The sequence below is a fragment of the Streptomyces sp. R-07 genome (assembly GCF_049913175.1).
In the GTDB taxonomy this organism is placed as follows: Bacteria; Actinomycetota; Actinomycetes; order Streptomycetales; family Streptomycetaceae; genus Streptomyces.
This window is the reverse complement of the sequence record NZ_CP183978.1, coordinates 2,747,319-2,766,560: the sequence shown is the minus strand read 5'-3', so window position 1 is coordinate 2,766,560 and position 19,242 is coordinate 2,747,319. Positions and strand designations below refer to the sequence as shown.

17 protein-coding genes are annotated in these 19,242 nt (G+C 72.9%); 12 read left to right on the top strand and 5 right to left on the bottom strand.

All coding sequences use genetic code 11. The annotated features are described in order from the left end of the window. The first annotated feature begins 33 nt into the window (after positions 1–33). Together ACN9M0_RS12440 and ACN9M0_RS12435 are read left to right on the top strand one after the other, a co-directional pair. Entirely contained in the window at positions 34–1,716 is a 1,683-nt protein-coding gene (locus ACN9M0_RS12440; protein WP_366036777.1) for a thiamine pyrophosphate-binding protein, read from the top strand. Positions 1,717–1,816: 100 nt separating this feature from the next. Further along, positions 1,817–2,242, top strand: a complete 426-nt coding sequence (locus ACN9M0_RS12435; RefSeq protein ID WP_399699100.1) for a hypothetical protein — start codon at positions 1,817–1,819, stop codon at positions 2,240–2,242. Positions 2,243–2,300: 58 nt separating this feature from the next. Here the strand turns inward: ACN9M0_RS12435 and ACN9M0_RS12430 are convergent, their stop codons facing one another. Further along, on the bottom strand, positions 2,301–2,672 hold the full coding sequence (locus ACN9M0_RS12430; RefSeq protein WP_366036779.1) for a hypothetical protein: 372 nt from the start codon (positions 2,670–2,672) through the stop codon (positions 2,301–2,303). Positions 2,673–2,850: 178 nt separating this feature from the next. On the opposite strand from ACN9M0_RS12430, the gene ACN9M0_RS12425 reads away from it, so the two are divergent. The 4 genes from ACN9M0_RS12425 to ACN9M0_RS12410 all read left to right on the top strand — a co-directional run bounded on the left by ACN9M0_RS12425 (position 2,851) and on the right by ACN9M0_RS12410 (position 9,100). Further along, complete coding sequence (locus ACN9M0_RS12425; protein ID WP_426403596.1) at positions 2,851–6,576, top strand: ABC transporter ATP-binding protein; 3,726 nt, start codon at positions 2,851–2,853, stop codon at positions 6,574–6,576. A 148-nt stretch (positions 6,577–6,724) separates the two neighbouring features. Next, positions 6,725–7,066 carry a hypothetical protein gene (locus tag ACN9M0_RS12420; RefSeq protein WP_426403595.1) on the top strand — a complete coding sequence of 114 codons (342 nt, stop codon included), beginning with the start codon at positions 6,725–6,727 and terminating at the stop codon, positions 7,064–7,066. Positions 7,067–7,144: 78 nt separating this feature from the next. Further along, positions 7,145–7,549 carry a hypothetical protein gene (locus ACN9M0_RS12415; RefSeq protein WP_366036783.1) on the top strand — a complete coding sequence of 135 codons (405 nt, stop codon included), beginning with the start codon at positions 7,145–7,147 and terminating at the stop codon, positions 7,547–7,549. A 99-nt stretch (positions 7,550–7,648) separates the two neighbouring features. Next, positions 7,649–9,100: an aminopeptidase gene (locus ACN9M0_RS12410; RefSeq protein ID WP_366036784.1), complete on the top strand. Its 1,452-nt coding sequence runs from the start codon at positions 7,649–7,651 to the stop codon at positions 9,098–9,100. A 315-nt stretch (positions 9,101–9,415) separates the two neighbouring features. Here ACN9M0_RS12410 and ACN9M0_RS12405 read toward each other — a convergent pair whose 3' ends face one another. Next, positions 9,416–11,248 (bottom strand): glycoside hydrolase family 3 protein, encoded by a 1,833-nt coding sequence (locus ACN9M0_RS12405; RefSeq protein WP_366035658.1) that lies wholly within the window; start codon positions 11,246–11,248, stop codon positions 9,416–9,418. Between the two features lie 114 nt (positions 11,249–11,362). Next, the gene (locus ACN9M0_RS12400; protein ID WP_399699095.1) at positions 11,363–12,274 is read right to left on the bottom strand and encodes a LysR family transcriptional regulator; all 912 of its coding nucleotides are present in this window, start codon (positions 12,272–12,274) and stop codon (positions 11,363–11,365) included. Positions 12,275–12,363: 89 nt separating this feature from the next. Here ACN9M0_RS12400 and ACN9M0_RS12395 point away from each other — a divergent pair, with 89 nt between their 5' ends. Continuing rightward, complete coding sequence (locus ACN9M0_RS12395) at positions 12,364–13,323, top strand: EamA family transporter (RefSeq protein WP_366035660.1); 960 nt, start codon at positions 12,364–12,366, stop codon at positions 13,321–13,323. A gap of 59 nt (positions 13,324–13,382) precedes the next feature. Here the strand turns inward: ACN9M0_RS12395 and ACN9M0_RS12390 are convergent, their stop codons facing one another. Further along, on the bottom strand, positions 13,383–13,547 hold the full coding sequence (locus tag ACN9M0_RS12390; RefSeq protein WP_366035661.1) for a hypothetical protein: 165 nt from the start codon (positions 13,545–13,547) through the stop codon (positions 13,383–13,385). An 18-nt stretch (positions 13,548–13,565) separates the two neighbouring features. Between ACN9M0_RS12390 and ACN9M0_RS12385 the strand changes: the two genes are divergently transcribed. Next, the gene (locus tag ACN9M0_RS12385) at positions 13,566–14,102 is read left to right on the top strand and encodes an LppU/SCO3897 family protein (RefSeq protein ID WP_366035662.1); all 537 of its coding nucleotides are present in this window, start codon (positions 13,566–13,568) and stop codon (positions 14,100–14,102) included. 29 nt (positions 14,103–14,131) lie between these two features. Continuing rightward, a complete protein-coding gene (locus tag ACN9M0_RS12380) occupies positions 14,132–14,695 on the top strand; it encodes an AAA family ATPase (protein ID WP_366035663.1) in 564 nt (187 codons plus the stop codon). Between the two features lie 238 nt (positions 14,696–14,933). On the opposite strand, the gene ACN9M0_RS12375 is transcribed toward ACN9M0_RS12380, so the two are convergent. After that, positions 14,934–15,995, bottom strand: a complete 1,062-nt coding sequence (locus ACN9M0_RS12375) for a LacI family DNA-binding transcriptional regulator (RefSeq protein WP_366035664.1) — start codon at positions 15,993–15,995, stop codon at positions 14,934–14,936. A gap of 122 nt (positions 15,996–16,117) precedes the next feature. Between ACN9M0_RS12375 and ACN9M0_RS12370 the strand changes: the two genes are divergently transcribed. The 3 genes from ACN9M0_RS12370 to ACN9M0_RS12360 are packed head-to-tail and all read left to right on the top strand — an operon-like array spanning position 16,118 to position 19,220. After that, positions 16,118–17,269 (top strand): Gfo/Idh/MocA family protein, encoded by a 1,152-nt coding sequence (locus ACN9M0_RS12370; protein ID WP_366035665.1) that lies wholly within the window; start codon positions 16,118–16,120, stop codon positions 17,267–17,269. Beyond that, positions 17,266–18,420 carry a dihydrodipicolinate synthase family protein gene (locus ACN9M0_RS12365; protein ID WP_399699090.1) on the top strand — a complete coding sequence of 385 codons (1,155 nt, stop codon included), beginning with the start codon at positions 17,266–17,268 and terminating at the stop codon, positions 18,418–18,420. Before ACN9M0_RS12370 ends, ACN9M0_RS12365 begins: the two co-directional genes overlap by 4 nt. Next, positions 18,417–19,220, top strand: a complete 804-nt coding sequence (locus ACN9M0_RS12360; RefSeq protein WP_399699088.1) for a sugar phosphate isomerase/epimerase family protein — start codon at positions 18,417–18,419, stop codon at positions 19,218–19,220. Before ACN9M0_RS12365 ends, ACN9M0_RS12360 begins: the two co-directional genes overlap by 4 nt. The last annotated feature ends 22 nt before the right edge of the window (positions 19,221–19,242 follow it).

Below are 19,242 nucleotides of genomic sequence, written 5' to 3'. Positions count from 1 at the left end.
GGGCCGCACCCGAACGACGAGCCAAGGGACCCCATGACCCACGACCACGACCTCGTGCTGCGGCCCACCCCCGCGCAGACCGCCGCCGCCCTCGACCCGCCCAAGGGGCGCATCGGCGGCGACCTCGTCGTCGAGACCCTCACCGGCCTCGGCGCGACCACCGTCTTCGGCCTCCCCGGCCAGCACGCCCTCGGCATGTTCGACGCCCTGCGCCGCTCCGCCCTCCGCTACGTCGGCCTCCGCGTCGAGAACAACGCCGGCTTCGCCGCCGACGCGTACGGCCGGATCACCGGCGAGGCCGCCCCGCTGCTGCTCTCCACCGGCCCCGGCGCGCTCATGTCGCTCGCCGCGCTCCAGGAGGCGGCCGCCGCCTCCGCCCCGGTCCTGGCGATCGGCAGCCAGATCCCGGTGGCCGGGCTCGGCGGCGGCCGGCACGGCTACCTCCACGAGCTCCGCGACCAGCAGGCCTCGTTCCGGGACGTCGTGAAGTCCGTCCACACGGTCCGTGCGCAGTCCCAGATCCCCTCCGCGATCGCGGCGGCCTGGGAGTCGGCGCTCACCGCCCCGCACGGGCCGGTCTGGGTGGAGATCCCGCAGGACGTGCTCCTCGCGGAGACGAGCCTGCCGGTGGTCACCGCCATGGACGCGACGCCCGAGGAGGTCGTCCCGCGTCCCGAGCTGACGGCGGTCGCGGCGCACCTCCTGGCGAACGCCGAGCGGCCGGCGATCATCGCGGGCGGCGGGGTCGTCCGCTCCGACGCCTCGGGCAAGCTGCTCGCGCTCGCGGAGCGGCTCGACGTGCCCGTGGTCACCACGTTCGGCGGCAAGGGCGCCTTCCCGTGGGAGCACCCGCTGTCGCTGCAGTCCTGGCTGGAGGACCGGCACACCACCGAATTCCTGGAGGACGCCGACGTCCTCCTCGTCGTCGGTTCGGGCCTCGGCGAGCTGTCCTCGAACTACCACACGTTCGCGCCGCGCGGCCGGGTGATCCAGATCGAGGGCGACGCGGGCAAGCTGGAGTCCAACCACCCGGCGCTCGGCATCCACGCGGACGCCCGCCTCGCGCTCCAGGCGCTCCTGGAGACGGTCGAGGAGCGGCGGGACCCGACGGCCCCGGAGCGGGTCTCGGCCGTCCTCACCAAGGTCCGGGAGCGGATCGCCGCGCAGGACCTCGGCCTGGAGCAGCGGATCGTCGCGGCGGTGCGGGAGGCGCTGCCGGACCGGGCGCCGAGCTTCTGGGACATGACGATCCTGGCGTACTGGGCGTGGTCGGCCTTCGACGCGCGGTTCCCGAACACGATGCACTCCGCGCAGGGCGCCGGCGGCCTCGGCTACGGCTTCCCGGCGGCGCTCGGCGCGGCGGTGGCCGACCCGTCGCAGCCGGTCCTCGCGGTCTCGGGGGACGGCGGCGCGATGTACTCGATCGCGGAGCTGGCGACGGCGAAGCAGTACGGCCTGGACGTGACCTGGCTGATCGTCGACGACGGCGGCTACGGGATCCTGCGCGAGTACATGACGGGCGCGTTCGGAGAGGCGACGGCCACCGAACTCACCCGCCCGGACTTCGTCGCCCTGTCCGAGTCCTTCGGCGTCCCGGCCACCCTGACGAGCCCGGACACCCTGACGGCGGACCTCGCGAAGGCCCTGGCGACCCCGGGCCCGTCGGTCGTCGTCCTCCCGGCCCTCCTGCGCATGTTCGAACCGACGCACCTCTGAGCTGCCGCGGTGCCCCCGGAGGCATAGTCTGGGGGCATCTGCGGACAGCGGCGCACTCCGCGGGAACAACGGCGTTCGTTCCCCGAAGAGGTGACCCGTCATGCGACGCCATTCCGTGTTCCTCGTGCCCGCTTCCGTAGCGCTCGGCATCGTGGGCTTCCTCGCCCCGACCGCCGGCGCGGTGAGCGCACACTTCGTCGGCACCCCGACCGCGACGGCCTCGGGCAGCAGCCTGACCGTCAAGGGCAAGGAAGCAGGCCTCGGCAACCAGCAGTCCGTGAACATCTCCGTCACGGCCGACGCCCAGTGCGTCAACCCCGGCAACAACGAGCCCCAGGCCGGCAACAAGCAGTCCGCAGGCGGCGGCGGCACCTTCCCCGTCCAGAACGGCAAGGCCAACTTCACCGTGACCGTCACGGCGAACTTCCAGCCCAAGTGCAGCCCGCCGATGAGCCTGGTGTGGACCAACGTGGTCGTCACGGACACCGGCAACAACATCTCCGTCACCCTGTCCGGTCCGTTCTGACCCTCCCGACTCCCGCCCTGGCCCCGGTCCCAGCACCGGGGCCCGACACCGTCCCGGCTCAGAGCACGAGCTTCTCCCACTTCTCGCGGTAGAGGCCCAGCTGATGCTCGTACCCCTCGTGGAACGCGGCGATCTCCTCCGGGTTCAGCCCCTTGCCGTACATCGGCTCCGGGGCTATCAGCTCCACGATGTCCCCGACGACCGCGGCCGCCGCCCGGGCGTGGTCGCCGCCCTTCTCCCGGGCGGCGAGCAGCTGGAGCCCCATGGGCCGCAGGAGGTTCTCGAAGTTGTTCCGCGGGGTGTTCGTCGTCTTCTTCCTCTCCGACAACCGGCCCAGCTCGGTCCTCCCATGGGCCAGTCCTTCAAGGACCTGCACCGCCGCGTGCAGCCGCCCCCACCGGTACGGCCCCCCGTCCTCGACCCGTCCCATGGCCTCCCCTTCCGCTCCGCCCACGACACCGCCCGTACGGTGGCCCCGCAGCTCACCTACCCGCCTCCCGGCCCGACGACCCGGCCCATCTTTGCTCCCGTCTTTGTTGCGGCGGGATGAAATCGCACGTCGGCCGTGTTGGGCCTTCCGGTAGAGCAGGACGGACGGGAGGCCACACGTGGCGGCGGTCGGGGAGAAACAGCAGGGCTGGGCGCGCAGGCTCGCCGGGTACGCGTGGCGGTACAAGGCGAACACCTTGCTCGCGCTCGGGTCGTCCCTGCTCGGCATGGCCGTGCTCGCCCTGGTGCCGCTCGTCACCAAGGTGATCATCGACGACGTCATCGGGACGAAGACCCGGGACCTCGGCGTCTGGACCGGCCTGCTCATAGGCGCCGCCGTCCTCGTCTACGTCCTCACCTACGTCCGCCGCTACTACGGCGGCCGGCTCGCCCTCGACGTCCAGCACGACCTGCGGACCGACATGTACGACACCGTCATCCGGCTCGACGGGCGGCGGCAGGACGAGCTGTCCACCGGGCAGGTCGTCGGGCGGGCCACCAGTGACCTGCAGCTGATCCAGGGCCTGCTGTTCATGCTCCCGATGACCATCGGGAACGTGCTGCTCTTCCTCATCTCGCTGGCCGTCATGGCCTGGCTCTCGATCCCGCTGACCCTCGTCGCCCTCGCCGTCGCCCCCGCCCTCTGGTGGATCGCGAAGCGCAGCCGCACCCGTCTCCACCCCGCCACCTGGCACGCCCAGCAGCAGGCCGCCGTGGTCGCCGGGGTCGTCGACGGGGCCGTGACCGGCGTCCGGGTCGTGAAGGGCTTCGGCCAGGAGGACCAGGAGACCGGCAAGATCCGCGAGGCCGGGCGGAAGCTGTTCGCGGGCCGCCTGCGGACGATCCGGCTGAACTCGAAGTACACGCCCGCCCTCCAGTCCGTGCCCGCCCTCGGTCAGGTCGCGGTCCTCGCCCTCGGCGGCTGGCTCGCCTACCGGCACCAGATCACCCTCGGCACCTTCGTCGCCTTCTCCTCCTACCTGGCCTCCCTCGTCGGCCCGGTCCGCATGCTCGCCATGGTCCTCACCGTCGGCCAGCAGGCCCGCGCCGGCGTCGAGCGGGTCTACGACCTCATCGACACCGAGCCGACCATGAAGGACGGCAGCAAGGAGCTGCCCGCCGACGCGCCCGCGACGGTCGAGTTCGACGACGTGTCCTTCGCCTACGAGGACGGGCGTCCCGTCCTCGACGGGTTCTCCCTGGAGATCCGGCCCGGCGAGACCGTCGCCGTCGTCGGTGCCTCCGGTTCCGGCAAGTCCACCGTCTCGCTCCTCCTGCCCCGCTTCTACGACGTCACCCACGGCGCCGTCCTCGTCGGCGGCCACGACGTCCGCGAGCTCACCCTCGACTCGCTGCGCGCCGCCGTCGGCCTCGTCCCCGAGGACTCCTTCCTCTTCTCCGACACGGTCGCCGCGAACATCGCGTACGGCGTCCCCGACGCCACCCGGGAGCAGATCGAGACCGCGGCCCGCGCCGCCCAGGCGGACCGTTTCATCGCCGAGCTGCCCGCCGGCTACGACACCAAGGTCGGCGAGCACGGCCTCACCCTCTCCGGCGGCCAGCGCCAGCGCGTCGCGCTCGCCCGCGCGATCCTCACCGACCCCCGGCTCCTCCTCCTCGACGACGCCACCTCCGCCGTCGACGCCAAGGTCGAGCACGAGATCCACGAAGCCCTGAAGACGGTGATGGCGGGCCGTACGACCCTGCTCATCGCCCACCGCCGCTCCACCCTCGGCCTCGCCGACCGCATCGCGGTCCTGGAGGACGGCCGCCTCGCCGACATCGGCACCCACGCCGAGCTGGAGGCCCGCTCCGCGCTCTTCCGCCGTCTCCTCACCGACCCCGAGGAGCTCGGCGCCGTCTCGCCCGGCCACCTCACGCCGCCGGACGAGCTCCCCGAGGACCGCACGCTGCGGGCCGAGCTGGACGCCGAGTTCGACGCAGAGCGGGGCATCACCCCGACCCTGTGGGTGCGGGACGAGACCACCGGCCGCGAGGCCCCGGTGCCCGGGGCGACCCCCGAGCTGCTCGCCGCCGTCGAGGCCCTGCCGCCGGCCACCGACACCCCGGACATCGACGAGGCCCGGGCCGTGTCGCCCGAGGACACGTACGGGCTGCGCCGGCTCCTCCGCGGCTTCGGCGCCCCGCTGCTCATCAGCCTCGGCCTGGTCGCCCTCGACGCGGGCGCCGGCCTGCTGCTTCCGGTCCTGATCCGGCACGGCATCGACGAGGGCGTGAACCGGCTCGCGATCGGCGCCGTCTGGGCGGCCTCCGCGCTCGCCCTGGTCACCGTCCTCGTGCAGTGGGTGGCGCAGACGGCCGAGACCCGGATGACCGGCCGCACCGGCGAGCGCGTCCTCTACGCCCTGCGCCTGAAGATCTTCGCCCAGCTCCAGCGGCTCGGCCTGGACTACTACGAGCGCGAGCTCACCGGCCGGATCATGACCCGGATGACCACGGACGTGGACGCCCTGTCGACGTTCCTCCAGACGGGTCTGGTCACCGCCTTCGTCTCGGTCGTCACCTTCTTCGGGATCATGGTCGCGCTGCTCGTGCTCGACCTCCAGCTCGCCCTGGTCGTCTTCGCGACCCTGCCGGTCCTCGCCGTCGCCACGTACTACTTCCGCCGGTCGAGCGTGAAGGCGTACGAGCTGGCGCGCGAGCGGATCAGCGTCGTCAACGCCGACCTCCAGGAGTCGGTCTCCGGCCTCCGGATCGTCCAGGCCTTCCGCCGCGAGCGCTCGGGCGCGGCCCGGTTCGCCGAGCGCAGCGACTCGTACCGCGAGGCGCGCGTCCGGGGCCAGTGGCTGATATCGGTCTACTTCCCGTTCGTGACCCTGCTGTCCTCGGTCGCGGCGGCCTCCGTCATGATCGTCGGCGCGAACCGCATCGAGGCCGGCACCCTCACCACCGGCGCGCTCGTCGCCTACCTCCTCTACATCGACCTCTTCTTCGCGCCCGTGCAGCAGCTCTCGCAGGTCTTCGACGGCTACCAGCAGGCCGCCGTCTCGCTGAAGCGGATGCAGGAGCTCCTCCAGGAGCCGACGTCGACCGCCGCCGCCGACGCACCCCTGGACGTCCTCTCGCTGCGCGGCGAGATCGCCTTCGAGGACGTCTCCTTCGCGTACGGGGACGAGGAAGAGGCCCTGACCGGGATCGACCTGCGGATCCCCGCCGGGCAGACCGTCGCCTTCGTCGGCGAGACCGGCGCCGGCAAGTCCACCCTGGTCAAGCTGGTCGCCCGGTTCTACGACCCGACGGGCGGCCGGGTCACCGCCGACGGCACCGACCTGCGGGACCTCGACCTCACCGCGTACCGCCACCGGCTCGGCGTCGTCCCCCAGGAGGCGTACCTCTTCGCCGGGACGATCCGCGACGCCATCGCGTACGGCCGCCCCGAGGCGACCGACTCCGAGGTCGAGGCGGCGGCCCGCGCGGTCGGCGCGCACGACATGATCGCCACGCTCGACGGCGGCTACCTCCACGAGGTCGCCGAGCGCGGCCGGAACCTCTCCGCCGGGCAGCGCCAGCTGATCGCCCTCGCCCGCGCCGAGCTCGTCGACCCGGACGTCCTCCTCCTGGACGAGGCCACGGCGGCCCTGGACCTGGCGACCGAGGCCCAGGTCAACCAGGCCACCGACCGGCTCGCGGGCCGCCGCACGACCCTCGTCGTCGCCCACCGCCTGACGACGGCCGCCCGCGCCGACCGCGTGGTCGTCATGGACCACGGTCGGGTCGCGGAGGACGGCACCCACGACGAACTCCTCGCCCTGGGCGGCCGGTACGCGACGCTGTGGAACACGTTCATCGGCGAGGCGGAGGAGCCGGAGCCGGAGCGGGTCTGACGAGCGGGCCCGGATTCGGGTCCCAGATCCCGGGTCCGGGATTCGGGTCCGGGATTCGGGTCCGAGGAGCAGTTCTGAGTACGGGGGATCCGCCGGGTGAGTACCCCGGCGGATCCCCCGCCGCCGTCCGGCGGGCTTGGATCGGGGCATGAGCCACGACACCCTCACCTCCGCAGACGCCCTCGCCGCCCAGGTCGCCGGCCGGCGGCTGCCGAAGCTGTCCCTGATCTGGGCGGGCCTCTTCGTGCCGGCGACCCTGCTCGCCGGTCTCGTCGCGCTCACCGCGGAGAACGCCGGCCGCTGCCTCACGTACGGGGAGGGCTGCGGCTCCACCCCGGGCTACCCGTACGTCGCGAGCCTGGTGCTGGCGGCCGTGGCCTTCGCGACCGCCCAGGGCGCGGCTCGTACCCCCGTCGCAAAGGCCGCGTTCCGGGTCCAGCTCGGCGCGGAGGCCGTCTTCCTGACGCTGGTCATGACGACCTTCGGATAAGCGGCACACGCGGAGGCAACCATTCCGCGGTGCTGTGCGTCGTACGGCCGTACGACGACTCGCCCGGGAGAGGAACGCATGACCACAGACGCCGGCTCGGTCCGGACACTCGCCCGCGTGCTCGTCCCGCTCCTCGCCGCCCTCGCGCTGCTCCTCCTCCCCGGGCCCGGTCCCGGCGGCGGGACCGCCGACGCCGCCGCCGTCTGCTACGGCAGGCCCACCCGGACGATCGCCTTCGCCACCGGAGAGCTGCGCCTCTACCGGACCCGCCAGTACGTCTGCGCCGTCACCGTCGCCAAACGCCCGGGCCCCCGCCGCCCGATGACCGTCTCGCTCCAGCCGCGCGGCGCCCGGCCCGTCGTCCGGGCGGGCCGGTTCGACCGGCAGGCGGGCCCGCTGACCGTCCACGCCCTCAACCGCTGCGTCCGGGCGGCCGGTTCGGTGGCGGGCCGGGGGACGACGACGGGCTGGATCCTGTGCTGATGTACAGGAAAGTCCAAGGGTAAGGATCAACTGGGTCTGGCGGTCCCCACGTTGTCCCCGCTAGGTTCGCGACACCGTTGTGAACCAAGGGGAGGGTGAATGCGCAAGTCGCTGAGATGGGCGCTGTCGCTTTCGGTGCTCATAGGCACCGTCGGGTCGACCGGTGTGGCTACCGCCGCGGACACGGAGACCGGCAGCGCGACCGTCGTCGACTCGCAGAGCACGAGCACCGACATCAAGGACCGCATCCTGGCGATCCCCGGGATGAGTCTGATCGAGGAGAAGCCGTACGCCGGCTACCGCTACTTCGTCCTGGAGTACGTCCAGCCGATCGACCACCACCGCCCGTGGGCGGGCACGTTCAAGCAGCGGATCTCGATCCTCCACAAGGACACGAGCCGCCCCACCGTCTTCCGCACCAGCGGCTACGGGCTCAGCACCACGCCGAGCCGGACCGAGCCGACGCGGATCATCGACGGCAACCAGGTCTCCATGGAGTACCGCTTCTTCACGCCGTCGCGCCCGCAGCCCGCCGACTGGTCGAAGCTGGACATCTGGCAGGCGGCCAGCGACCAGCACCGCATCTACGCGGCGCTGAAGTCGGTCTACGGCCAGAAGTGGCTGTCCACCGGCGCCTCCAAGGGCGGCATGACCGCCACGTACTACGAGCGCTTCTACCCGCGCGACATGGACGGCGTCGTCGCGTACGTGGCGCCGAACGACGTGGTCAACAAGGAGGACTCGGCCTACGACCGGTTCTTCGAGACCGTCGGCACGAAGGACTGCCGCGACCGCCTGAACAACATGCAGCGCGAGGCGCTCGTCCGCCGCGAGCCGCTGGAGAAGAAGTACGAGGCGTGGGCCAAGGAGAACGGCGCCACCTTCAACACGGTCGGCTCGCTCGACAAGGCGTACGAGGCCGTCGTCCTCGACTTCGTGTGGGGCTTCTGGCAGTACTACGGCCAGGACGTCTGCGACCAGATCCCGGACGCGGCGACCGCCAGCGACGACGTCGTCTACGAGACGATCGACGCGTACTCCGGCTGGTCCGCCTACAGCGACCAGGACCTGGAGTACTACACGCCGTACTACTACCAGGCGGCGACCGAGCTCGGCTCGCCCACCATCAAGCAGCCGCACCTGAACGGCCTGAGCCGCTACGGCTACCAGCCGGCCAGCAGCTTCGTGCCGCGCGAGATCCCCATGAAGTTCAAGCCGCAGACCATGCGGGACGTCGACGACTGGGTCCGCAAGAACGCGAACCAGATGCTCTTCGTCTACGGCGGCAACGACCCGTGGGGCTCCGAGCAGTTCCGCGTCGGCAAGGGCACGCGCGACAGCTACGTGTACGTGGCGCCGGGCATGAACCACGGCGCGAACGTCGCCGGGCTCGTCCCTGCCGAGCGTGACGCCGCCACCGCCCGCATCCTGGCCTGGGCCGGCGTCTCCGCCCCGGCCGTCCAGGCGGCGCAGCCGCTGGCCCGCTTCGACGCGCGCCTCGATGTGGCGGCCGACGAGGACACCACCCGGGAACACGGCCTGCGCCCGTAACCTCCCGCACCCCGTTGTGGGCATACGTTCCGCAAGGGCGGAGCGGGTGGGCACAACGGACGGCGCCCTTGCCGGCGCCGGAGGCTTCCGGGCCTGAACCCGCACCCCGTGCACAGCGCACTGGTGGTGCGGGTTCAGGCGCGTAAAGCGGAGGCGCCGCTGAGGGCGCCGTCCCGTGTGCCCACCCTCCCCCAAGCTCTCGGCTTCGTTCGAGCAGGGGGACCCCCATCGCCCTGCGGGACGATTGCCCACACGGGCCGGTGGGTTCGGGCGCCGCCCAAACGGCCCGCCGCCCACACGGCCCACAGCGTGACCTCAGCGTGTGTACGACAGCCCGTACCCCACCCCGTACAGCACCGTCGTCGGGTCGTCCGCGTTCTGGACCGGGACCGGCAGCCGGCCCCGCGGCCGGGCCCGGCCGGCCAGGACCCGTACCGCCGCCCGGAGTTCGACGTCGGTCCAGGAGTAGGCCGCGAGGCTCGCCCGCTGCCCGCCGAGACGCGCGACGTCGTACGGGTTGCGGATCGCGACCGTCACCACGGGAACCCCGGTCGCGACGAGCCGCGCGACGAGCGTGCGCTGCGGGCTGGTCGCGGAGACGTTGTACGTGCCGACGAGCACCACGTCCTTGCCGGCAGCCGCCGCCACCGCCTCCTCGATCTTCGCGGCGGTCGGGGTGATCCCGGTGGAGAGCGCGGTCGCGGTGAAGCCCAGTTCGGAAAGCGCGGTCGCGAGCGTCGTGGTCGGCGGGCCCGTCGTACCGGACGGCGAGGCCGGGTCGGCGCCGACGACGAGGACCGAGCCGTGCGAGGCGGGGCTCAGCGGCAGGAAGCCGTCCTCGTTGAGCAGCAGGGTCGTGGTCGCCTCGGCGATCCGGTCGGCGTGGGCGAGGTGGGCCTCGGTGCCGACCACCCGCTCGACGCCCGCACGGGTCGCGTACGCCTGTCGGAAGAGGCCCAGCTTCGCCTTGAGCCGCAGGATCCGCAGGATCGATTCGTCGAGCCGGGCCTCCGTCAGCTCGCCGTCCTTGACGGCCTTGAGGACCGCGTTCCAGGCCACGTCGAGCTTGGGCGGGTTGAGCAGCTGGTCCACCCCGGCCTTCAGCGCGAGGACCGGGACGCGCTCGTCCCCGTACTTGGTGCGTACGCCCTCCATGCCGAGGGAGTCGGTGACCACCACGCCGTCGTAGCCGAGCTGTTCGCGCAGGATGCCGGTGAGGATGGGCCGGGAGAGCGTCGCCGGGTCCTCGCTGGGGTCGAGCGCGGGGACCACGATGTGCGCGGTCATGATCGAGTCGATCCCGGCGGCGATCGCCGACCGGAACGGGGGCGCGTCGAGCTCGGCCCACTGCTCCCGGGTGTGGGTGATCGTCGGCAGGCCGTAGTGGCTGTCGACGGCGGTGTCGCCGTGGCCCGGGAAGTGCTTGGACGTGGCCGCGACCCCGGCCCGCTGGTACCCCTTGACCTGGGCGGCGACGAGCCCGGCGACCGCCTGCGGGTCGGAGCCGAAGGAGCGGACCCCGATCACCGGGTTGGCCGGGTTGACGTTGACGTCGGCGACCGGGGCGTAGTTCTGCCGGATGCCGACGGCGGCGAGCTCCTCGCCCGCGATCTGCGCGGCCTTGCGGGCGTCCGCGTGCGAACCCCCGGCGCCGAGGGCCATCGCCCCGGGCAGCAGGGTGGCGGGCTTGCCGACCCGGCAGACGATGCCGTGCTCCTGGTCGGTGGAGATGAGCACCGGGACCGGGGTGGGCTGCGCGAGCGCGGCCTGCTGGATGCCGTTGGAGAGCGCGGCGATCTGCTGCGGGTCGCGGGTGTTGTGGGCCCACGAGAAGTAGATGACCCCGCCCACGTGGTAGCGCTCGACCAGTTCGGCGGCCGTGCGGACGCCGATCTCCGCGAGGTTGGCGTCGATGTCGGCCTGGTCGGGGGCGGTGGCGGAGTGGCCGTAGACCCGCATCACGAAGAGCTGGCCGACCTTCTCCTCCAGGGACATCCGGTCGATGATCCGCTGGAGCTTGAGGTCGTTCGTCTCGGCCTGGGCCGCGTGGGCCGCGGGGGCGGTGACGCCGGTGACGGCCGCCGCGGCGGCTGCGGCGGTCACCGTGAGGAGGGTGCGTCGGGAGGGGGCGGGGGCGCGGTGGTGCACTGATGCTCCTTCCGGCCGTGCAAGGTTGAAGGAAACTTCCAAGGAGTCACGGATAGCCCGAAAGTAACTGCCAGGTCAAGGACCCGCGCAGGAATCGGAACCATCGGCCCCCGATCACTCCGCCGAGGCGATCGTGGGCCAGAGCTCCTGGAGCGTACGGACCGTCTCCCGGATCGCCGGGCGCCGCGCCGCACCCGTCCGCCACATGGCGTGCAGCCGGCGCGTCGGCATCGGGTCCAGTCGCACCGGCGCCACCTCCGGCGGCAGCGCCCCGCGGCCGAGGCGCGGGACCAGGGCGATGCCCAGGCCGGCCGCCACCAGGGCCACCTGCGTGTGGTTCTCCTCCGCCTGATGGACGATCAGCGGCTCGTACCCCGTCGCCCGCAGAGTCCGCGTGAGCCAGTCGTGGCAGACCGTCCCCGGCGGCTGCGCGATCCACCGCTCCGCCGCCAGCTCCTCCCGGCGCACCGACTCCCGCGCCGCGAGCGGATGGTCCCGGTGGACGAGGATGTCGCACAGGTCGTCGCCGATGACCACCTGCTCGACCCCCGGCGGCGTCGGCAGCGGCGCGATGTCCCAGTCGTGCGCCACCGCCAGGTCGATCACGCCCCGCGCCACCAGGTCGATCGAGAGGTGCGGGTCCAGCTCCGAGAGGCGGGCGTCGAGCTCGGGGTGGAGCCGGGCCAGCTCGGCGAGCACCCGGGGCATCAGACCGCGCGCCGCACTGGCGAAGCAGCCGATGGCGAGCCGCCCCGCGGGCCGGCCGCGGCGCTCCTCGAGCCGTACCTCCGCCTCCTCGACGATCGCCAGCAACTGCTGTGCCGTGGCGGCGAGGTGATGGGCGTCGTCGGTGAGCCGGATGCCGCGCCCGCTGCGTTCGAGCAGGGGCGTACGGGTCTCCCGCTCCAGCTTCGCGATCTGCTGCGAGACCGCGGACGGGGTGTATCCGAGGGCGGTGGCGGCGGCGCCGACGCTGCCGTGGACGGCGACGGCGTGCAGGGCGCGAAGGCGGCCGAGATCCAGCATGTGCGGCTCCTGGATGTAGGGATGCTTCATCCCACCATGAAGGAACCCGTGCTGGTGCTACACGGTCGGCGGCGGCCATGCTCGACGGCATGCGCTCCTCACGTGTGGCTCCGGCCGGTTCCGGCCCGGGCCGACTCGCCCCTGCCCACCTCGCCCTCGCCGCCCTGGTCGCCGCCGTCTGGGGCGTCAACTTCGTCGTCATCGAGATCGGCCTCGACCACTTCCCGCCGCTGCTCTTCTCCGCCCTCCGCTTCCTCGTCGCGGCCCTGCCCGCGGTGTTCCTCGTCGGCCGCCCCAAGGTCGCCTGGAAGTGGATCGTGGGCGTCGGACTCGTCCTCGGCGTCGCCAAGTTCGGACTGCTCTTCACCGGCATGGACCTCGGCGCCCCCGCCGGACTCTCCTCCCTCGTCCTCCAGGTCCAGGCCGTCTTCACCGCCCTCTTCGCCTTCGCCGCCCTCGGTGAGCGCCCCGGACGGCTCCAGCTCGCCGGGATGGCGGTCGCCCTCGCCGGCATCGGTGTCGCCGCCGTCGACGAGGGCGCGGCGGGCTCCGCGACCGGCTTCGCCCTGGTGATCGCCGCGGCGGCCTGCTGGGGCGTCTCCAACGTCCTGACCCGCAAGGCCGCCCCGCCCGACGCGCTCAACTTCATGGTCTGGGTCAGTACGGTGCCGGTCCTGCCGCTGCTCGCCCTCTCCCTGCTCCTGGAGGGCCCGGAGCGGGACCTCGCGGCCCTGCGCGGGCTCGACTGGACGGGCGCCGGCGTCATCGTCTACGTCGCCTGGATCACGACCGTCTTCGGCTTCGGCGCCTGGGGCTGGCTCCTCCGCCGCCACCCCGCCTCCTCCGTCGCCCCCTTCTCCCTCCTCGTCCCCGTCTTCGGCATGTCCTCGGCGGCGCTGTTCCTGGGGGAGGGCGTGAGCCCGCTCCGCTGGTGCGCGGCCGTGCTGCTCGTGGGGGGAGTGGCGCTGACCTCCTTGCGGAGGAAGGCCGTTCGGGAGCCGGAGGCTAGGGTGCTGGTGCCGACGCCGAACGGGGGAGCGACACCATGACCCATCCGCAGCCGCCGCAGTCACAGCCACAGCCTTACGGGCCTCCGCAGCCGCCGCAGTCACAGCCACAGTCGTACGGGCCTCCGCATCAGCCGTACGCGCCGCAGCCGCAGCCGTACGGGCAGGCGCAGGGGCCGTACGGGCAGCCGCAGTCGTACGGGCACCCGCAGGGGTGCGAGGTGTGCGGCGCGCAGCCCGCCGTGGCGGCGACCGTGCGCGCGCACCAGGGCATGGTCGTCATCATGCGCACGGTCACCCGGCGCGGCGTCTTCTGCCGCACCTGCGGCCTGGCCGTCTACCGGCAGATGACCTCCGACACCCTGGTGACCGGCTGGTGGGGCCTCTTCTCGCTGTTCGTCACGCCGTTCGTCGTGCTCGGCAACGTCTCCGGCGCCCGCGCCGCCTTCCGCCGCCTGCCCGAGCCGTACGGTGCCGTGCGGCCGCCGCTGAACCCGGGCCGGCGGGTGCTGCGCCGCGCCCCCGCCATGCTGGTGCTCACCCCGCTCGCGCTCCTCGCGGCCGCGATCCCGACGCTCGTCCTCATCGGGCTGCTCGCGGGCCCCGACGGTGACGCGCGGGTCGGGCTCTCCGTCGGCGACTGCGTCGACAACACCGCCGACTGGCCCGACCAGGAGCTCCTGAAGGTGGACTGCGGCTCGCCCCAGGCCGAGTACCGAGTCGCGGACGAGCCGTCCTGCGGCCCGGACGACTACCTCCTGCACGCCGAATACATGATCGACTCCCCGGGGGAGCCGGGCTACTGTGTCAGGTCCTTGTGACCGTACGGCGCTGAGAGGCACGGCCCCGCATGACCTTCGAGAACGTCACCGTCGACAGCGTCGAACCCGCCCCCGGCACCGTCCTGTTGGCGGGGATCCCCGGGAGCGGCAAGTCCACCGTCGCGGCGGCCCTCGCGGCCCGTTTCGCCCGCGCCGCGCACATCGAGGTCGACCACCTCCAGGAGCTGATCGTCCAGGGCTGCCACTGGCCGACCCCGGACGGCGACCCGGAGGCGGACCGCCAGATCCTGCTGCGCGCCCGCAACGGCTGCCTGCTCGCCGGCAGCTTCGCCTCGGCGGGCTTCCTGCCGGTCCTCGACGACGTGGTCGTACGCCGCTCCCACCTGGACTTCTACCGCGCCCACGCGAAGACGGTCCCGCTCCACGTGGTGATCCTGGCCCCGGGCCCGGACAAGGCCTGGGAACGCAACAACGCCCGCCACAAGAAGCTCACGACGAACTGGGCCTTCCTGGACGAGGCCATGCGTGCCGAACTCTCGGGCGAGGGCGTCTGGATCGACAACGCGGACCAGACGGTCGAGGAGACGGTGGACGCGGTCCTGGCGGCGACGGGCCTGACGCCGGAGGTGTAGATCGGCTCGCGGACCCCGGGAAGCCGTCCCTCCTGACGACGGTCTCCCGCCCTTCGAGGGACAGGACGAGGTCCTCGCCGAAGGTGAGCATCCTCTGCTCGGCGTAGGTGCAGGTCCGGATGGGGTCGCTGTGGACGGTGCACGTGTCGTCCGACGGGTCGATGATCACGTACGGAGGGATCGCGCTGGCGCCGGGCGTATCCATGAGGGTCATCCGGGACCTCCGTACGCAGACATCTCACCGTAGCGTCAGCTGCCCGCGCGGCGCCGCCGTCGACCCCCGTACCACCAGCTCCCCCGGGACCGTCTCCTCGCCGCCCGCCGGAGGCTCCTCCGCGCCGACGGCCAGGCGGCCCGCCCGGGCTCCCGCGTCGTGGAGCGGGAGGCGGACGGTCGTCAGGGACGGGACCGCGTCCACCGAGAACGGGAGGTCGTCGAAGCCCGCGACCGACACGTCGCCGGGGATGGACAGGCCCCGCTCGCGCAGGGCCGCGCAGACACCGAGCGCCACCGTGTCGTTGGCCGCGACGACCGCCGTGAGGTGCGGGTCGCGGGCGAGGAGCTCGGCCGTCGCCTCGTGGCCGGAGCCGCGGTCGTACGGCCCGTGGACCGTCGGGCCCTCGGCGACCCCGGCCGCCGCGAGCGCCTCCCGGTGGCCCTCCAGGCGGTGCCGGGTGGTGGTGCGGTCGGCCGGCCCCGCCACGTAACCGATCCGCCGGTGGCCGAGCCCGAGCAGGTGCTCGGTGAGGTGCCGCGCGCCGGTGCGGTTGTCGAAGACGAGCGCCGCCGCGCTGGCGTCGCCCGGCACCGGGGGCCGCCCGCACAGCACGACCCGGGTCCCCGCCTCCGCGAGCTTGGTCAGCTTGCCGGCCGTCGCCGCGAGGTGCTCCGGGTCCTCCAGGGAGCCGCCCATGAGGATCACGGCGGCGGCCCGTTGCCGCTGGAGCAGGGTGAGGTAGGTCAGTTCGCGCTCGGGGGAGCCGCCGGTGTTGCAGACGACGGCGAGCTTCTCGCCGCCGCCGCGCCCCGTCGCGCTCTCCCCGATCGCGCCCTGCGCCGCGCTCGCCATGATCCCGAAGAACGGATCGGCGATGTCGTTGACGAGGACGCCGACGAGGTCGGAGGTGGCGGCGGCGAGGGAGCTCGCGGGGCCGTTGAGGACGTAGTCCAGTTCGTCCACGGCCCGCAGCACCCGTTCGCGGGTGGAGGCGGCGACCGGGTAGTTGCCGTTCAGGACGCGGGAGACGGTGGCGGGGGAGACCCGTGCGCGGGCGGCCACGTCCGCCAGGGTGACGGTCATCGTGTGCGTACCTCCAGGGCCCTTGTCGGCGGCGATGTCGGCAGGCTAGCGTCATCGTCGATGGAAAGCGCTTTCTATCTCACTGGATCGAGGGCGCGGAGCACCGCGGAGAGGAACCTTTCGTGACACGCAGGACAGTCCGCATCGCCATGAACGGCGTCACCGGGCGCATGGGCCACCGCCAGCACCTCGTCCGCTCGATCCTCGCCCTGCGCGAACAGGGCGGCCTCGACCTCGGCAACGGCGAGACCCTCTGGCCCGAACCCGTCCTCGTCGGCCGCCGCGAGCACGCCCTGCGCGCCCTCGCCGAGCGCCACGGCCTCACCGAGTGGTCCACCGACCTCGACGCCGTCCTCGCCGACGACACCGTCGACATCTACTTCGACGCCCAGGTCACCTCCGCCCGCGTCGACGCGCTCACCAGGGCCATCGCCGCCGGCAAGCACATCTACACGGAGAAGCCCACCGCCGCCGACCTCGCCGGCGCCCTCGAACTCGCCCGCCTGGCCCGGGAGAAGGGCATCAAGCACGGCGTCGTCCAGGACAAGCTCTTCCTCCCCGGCCTGCTCAAGCTGAAGCGGCTCATCGACGGCGGCTTCTTCGGCGAGATCCTGTCCGTGCGCGGCGAGTTCGGCTACTGGGTCTTCGAGGGCGACTGGCAGGACGCCCAGCGCCCCAGCTGGAACTACCGCGCGGAGGACGGCGGCGGCATCGTCGTCGACATGTTCCCGCACTGGGAGTACGTGCTCCACGAACTCTTCGGCCGGGTCACCTCCGTCACCGCCCAGGTCGCCACCCACGTCCCGCGCCGCTGGGACGAGCACGGCAAGCCCTACGAGGCCACCGCCGACGACGCCGCGTACGGCATCTTCCAGCTGGAGGGCGGCGCCATCGCCCAGATCAACTCCTCCTGGACGGTCCGCGTCAACCGCGACGAGCTCGTCGAGTTCCAGGTCGACGGCACCCACGGCTCCGCCGTCGCCGGCCTGCGCGGCTGCCGCGTCCAGCACCGCTCGGCCACCCCGAAGCCCGTCTGGAACCCCGACATCCCGGCCACCGAGTCCTTCCGCGACCAGTGGCAGGAGGTCCCCGACAACGCCGAGTTCGACAACGGCTTCAAGGCCCAGTGGGAGCTGTTCCTCCGGCACGTCGCGCTCGACGAGCCCTACCACTGGGACCTCCTCGCCGGCGCCCGCGGCGTCCAGCTCGCCGAACTGGGCCTGAGGTCCGCCGCCGAGGGCCGCCGCCTCGACGTCCCGGAGGTCACCCTGTGACGATCCGCCTGCCGCTTCCGGACGGCTCCACGCGCGCGTACACCCCCCGCACCGAACCGCTCGCGCTCTCCCCGGCCGGCCCACCCACCTCCCGTACGGTCTTCTCCGCCGCGCACGTCGTCGCCGACCCGTACGCCGACACCACCCCCGACTCCCCGGCCGTCGTCGACTGGGACGCCACCCTCGCCTTCCGCCGCCACCTCTGGTCCCACGGCCTCGGGGTCGCCGAGGCCATGGACACCGCCCAGCGCGGGATGGGCCTCGACTGGGCGGGCGCGGCGGAGCTGATCCGCCGGTCGGCGGCCGAGGCGCACGGCGTGGGCGGCCGCATCGCCTGCGGCGTGGGCACCGACCAGCTGACCGGCCCCGCCGGCCTGCCGGATATCCGCGCGGCGTACGAGGAACAGCTCGCGGTCGTCGAGGAGTCGGGCGCGCAGACCATCCTCATGGCCTCCCGCGCCCTCGCCGCCGCCGCGACCGGCCCGGACGACTACCTCGACCTGTACGGGCACCTCCTCCGGCAGGCGAGCGAGCCGGTGATCCTTCACTGGCTCGGCCCGATGTTCGACCCGGCACTCGACGGCTACTGGGGCTCGTCGGACCTCGACGCGGCGACCGAGACCTTCCTCGACGTGATCACCGCCCACCCCGACAAGGTCGACGGCATCAAGGTCTCCCTCCTCGACGCCCGGCGCGAGGTCGAGCTGCGCCGCCGCCTCCCGGAGGGCGTCCGCTGCTACACGGGCGACGACTTCCACTACCCGGAGCTGATCGCGGGCGACGAACAGGGCTTCAGCCACGCCCTCCTCGGCATCTTCGACCCGCTGGGCCCGCTGGCGGCCGAGGCGGTCCGGATCCTCGACACCGGCGACGTGGAGGGCTTCCGCAAGACGCTCGACCCGACGGTCGCGCTCTCCCGGCACCTCTTCCGGACCCCCACCCGTTTCTACAAGACGGGCGTGGTGTTCCTCGCCTGGCTGGCCGGCCACCAGGACCACTTCGCGATGGTCGGCGGCCTGCAGTCCGCCCGCTCGCTGCCGCACCTCGCCCGCGCCTACGAACTCGCCGACGGCCTGGGCCTGTTCCCGGACCCGGCGCTCGCCGAGTCCCGGATGCGCTCGCTCCTCACCGTGTACGGAGTCCCGCGATGAACCCCGACCGCTTCGGCATCAACCAGATGACGGTGAAGCAGCTCCCCCTGCCCGACCTCGTACGGGAGTGCGTCCGGCTCGGGATCCCGGGCGTCGGCCTGTGGCGCGAACCGGTCCAGGAGTACGGGGTGGAGGCGGCGGCCGACCTCGTGCGGGACGCGGGCCTCGCCGTCACCACCCTCTGCCGGGGCGGCTTCTTCACCTCGGACGGCTGGGAGGCGGCCAACCGCGCGGCGATCGACGAGGCGGTGACGCTCGGCACCGACACGCTCGTCCTGGTCTCCGGCGGCCTGACACCGGCCTGCCCCGACCTGCCGTCCGCGCGGGCCCGCATCACCGAGGCGATCGGCGAACTCGCCCCGTACGCGGGAGAGCGGGGCGTCCGCCTGGCGATCGAGCCCCTGCACCCGATGTACGCCTCGGACCGCTGCGCGGTCTCGACGCTGGACCAGGCCCTGGAGATCGCGGAGCACTTCCCCGCCTCCCAGGTCGGCGTCACGGTCGACACGTACCACCTCTGGTGGGACGACCGGGCCCCGGCGGCGGTGGACCGCGCGGGCGCGGCCGGCCGCATCCACTCCTTCCAGCTCGCCGACTGGACGACCCCCCTCCCGGCCGGAGTCCTCAACGGCCGGGGCCAACTGGGCACGGGCGCGATCGACCTGGGCGCCTGGGCCGCCCTGGTGGAGAAGGCCGGCTACACGGGCCCGGTCGAGGTGGAACTCTTCAACGACGACCTGTGGGCGAGGGACGGCGTGCAGGTCCTGGAGGAGACGCTGGAGGCGTTCCTGGCGGTGTGACGAAACGTGGGGCGGGTGAGCG

Coding starts and splice junctions, on each gene's coding strand:
- ACN9M0_RS12440 (WP_366036777.1), top strand. CDS start 34: ATGACCCACGACCACGACCTCGTGCTGCGGCCCACCCCCGCGCAGACC.
- ACN9M0_RS12435 (WP_399699100.1), top strand. CDS start 1,817: ATGCGACGCCATTCCGTGTTCCTCGTGCCCGCTTCCGTAGCGCTCGGC.
- ACN9M0_RS12430 (WP_366036779.1), bottom strand. CDS start 2,672: ATGGGACGGGTCGAGGACGGGGGGCCGTACCGGTGGGGGCGGCTGCAC.
- ACN9M0_RS12420 (WP_426403595.1), top strand. CDS start 6,725: ATGAGCCACGACACCCTCACCTCCGCAGACGCCCTCGCCGCCCAGGTC.
- ACN9M0_RS12415 (WP_366036783.1), top strand. CDS start 7,145: ATGACCACAGACGCCGGCTCGGTCCGGACACTCGCCCGCGTGCTCGTC.
- ACN9M0_RS12410 (WP_366036784.1), top strand. CDS start 7,649: ATGCGCAAGTCGCTGAGATGGGCGCTGTCGCTTTCGGTGCTCATAGGC.
- ACN9M0_RS12400 (WP_399699095.1), bottom strand. CDS start 12,274: ATGCTGGATCTCGGCCGCCTTCGCGCCCTGCACGCCGTCGCCGTCCAC.
- ACN9M0_RS12395 (WP_366035660.1), top strand. CDS start 12,364: ATGCGCTCCTCACGTGTGGCTCCGGCCGGTTCCGGCCCGGGCCGACTC.
- ACN9M0_RS12385 (WP_366035662.1), top strand. CDS start 13,566: ATGCGCACGGTCACCCGGCGCGGCGTCTTCTGCCGCACCTGCGGCCTG.
- ACN9M0_RS12380 (WP_366035663.1), top strand. CDS start 14,132: ATGACCTTCGAGAACGTCACCGTCGACAGCGTCGAACCCGCCCCCGGC.
- ACN9M0_RS12375 (WP_366035664.1), bottom strand. CDS start 15,995: ATGACCGTCACCCTGGCGGACGTGGCCGCCCGCGCACGGGTCTCCCCC.
- ACN9M0_RS12360 (WP_399699088.1), top strand. CDS start 18,417: ATGAACCCCGACCGCTTCGGCATCAACCAGATGACGGTGAAGCAGCTC.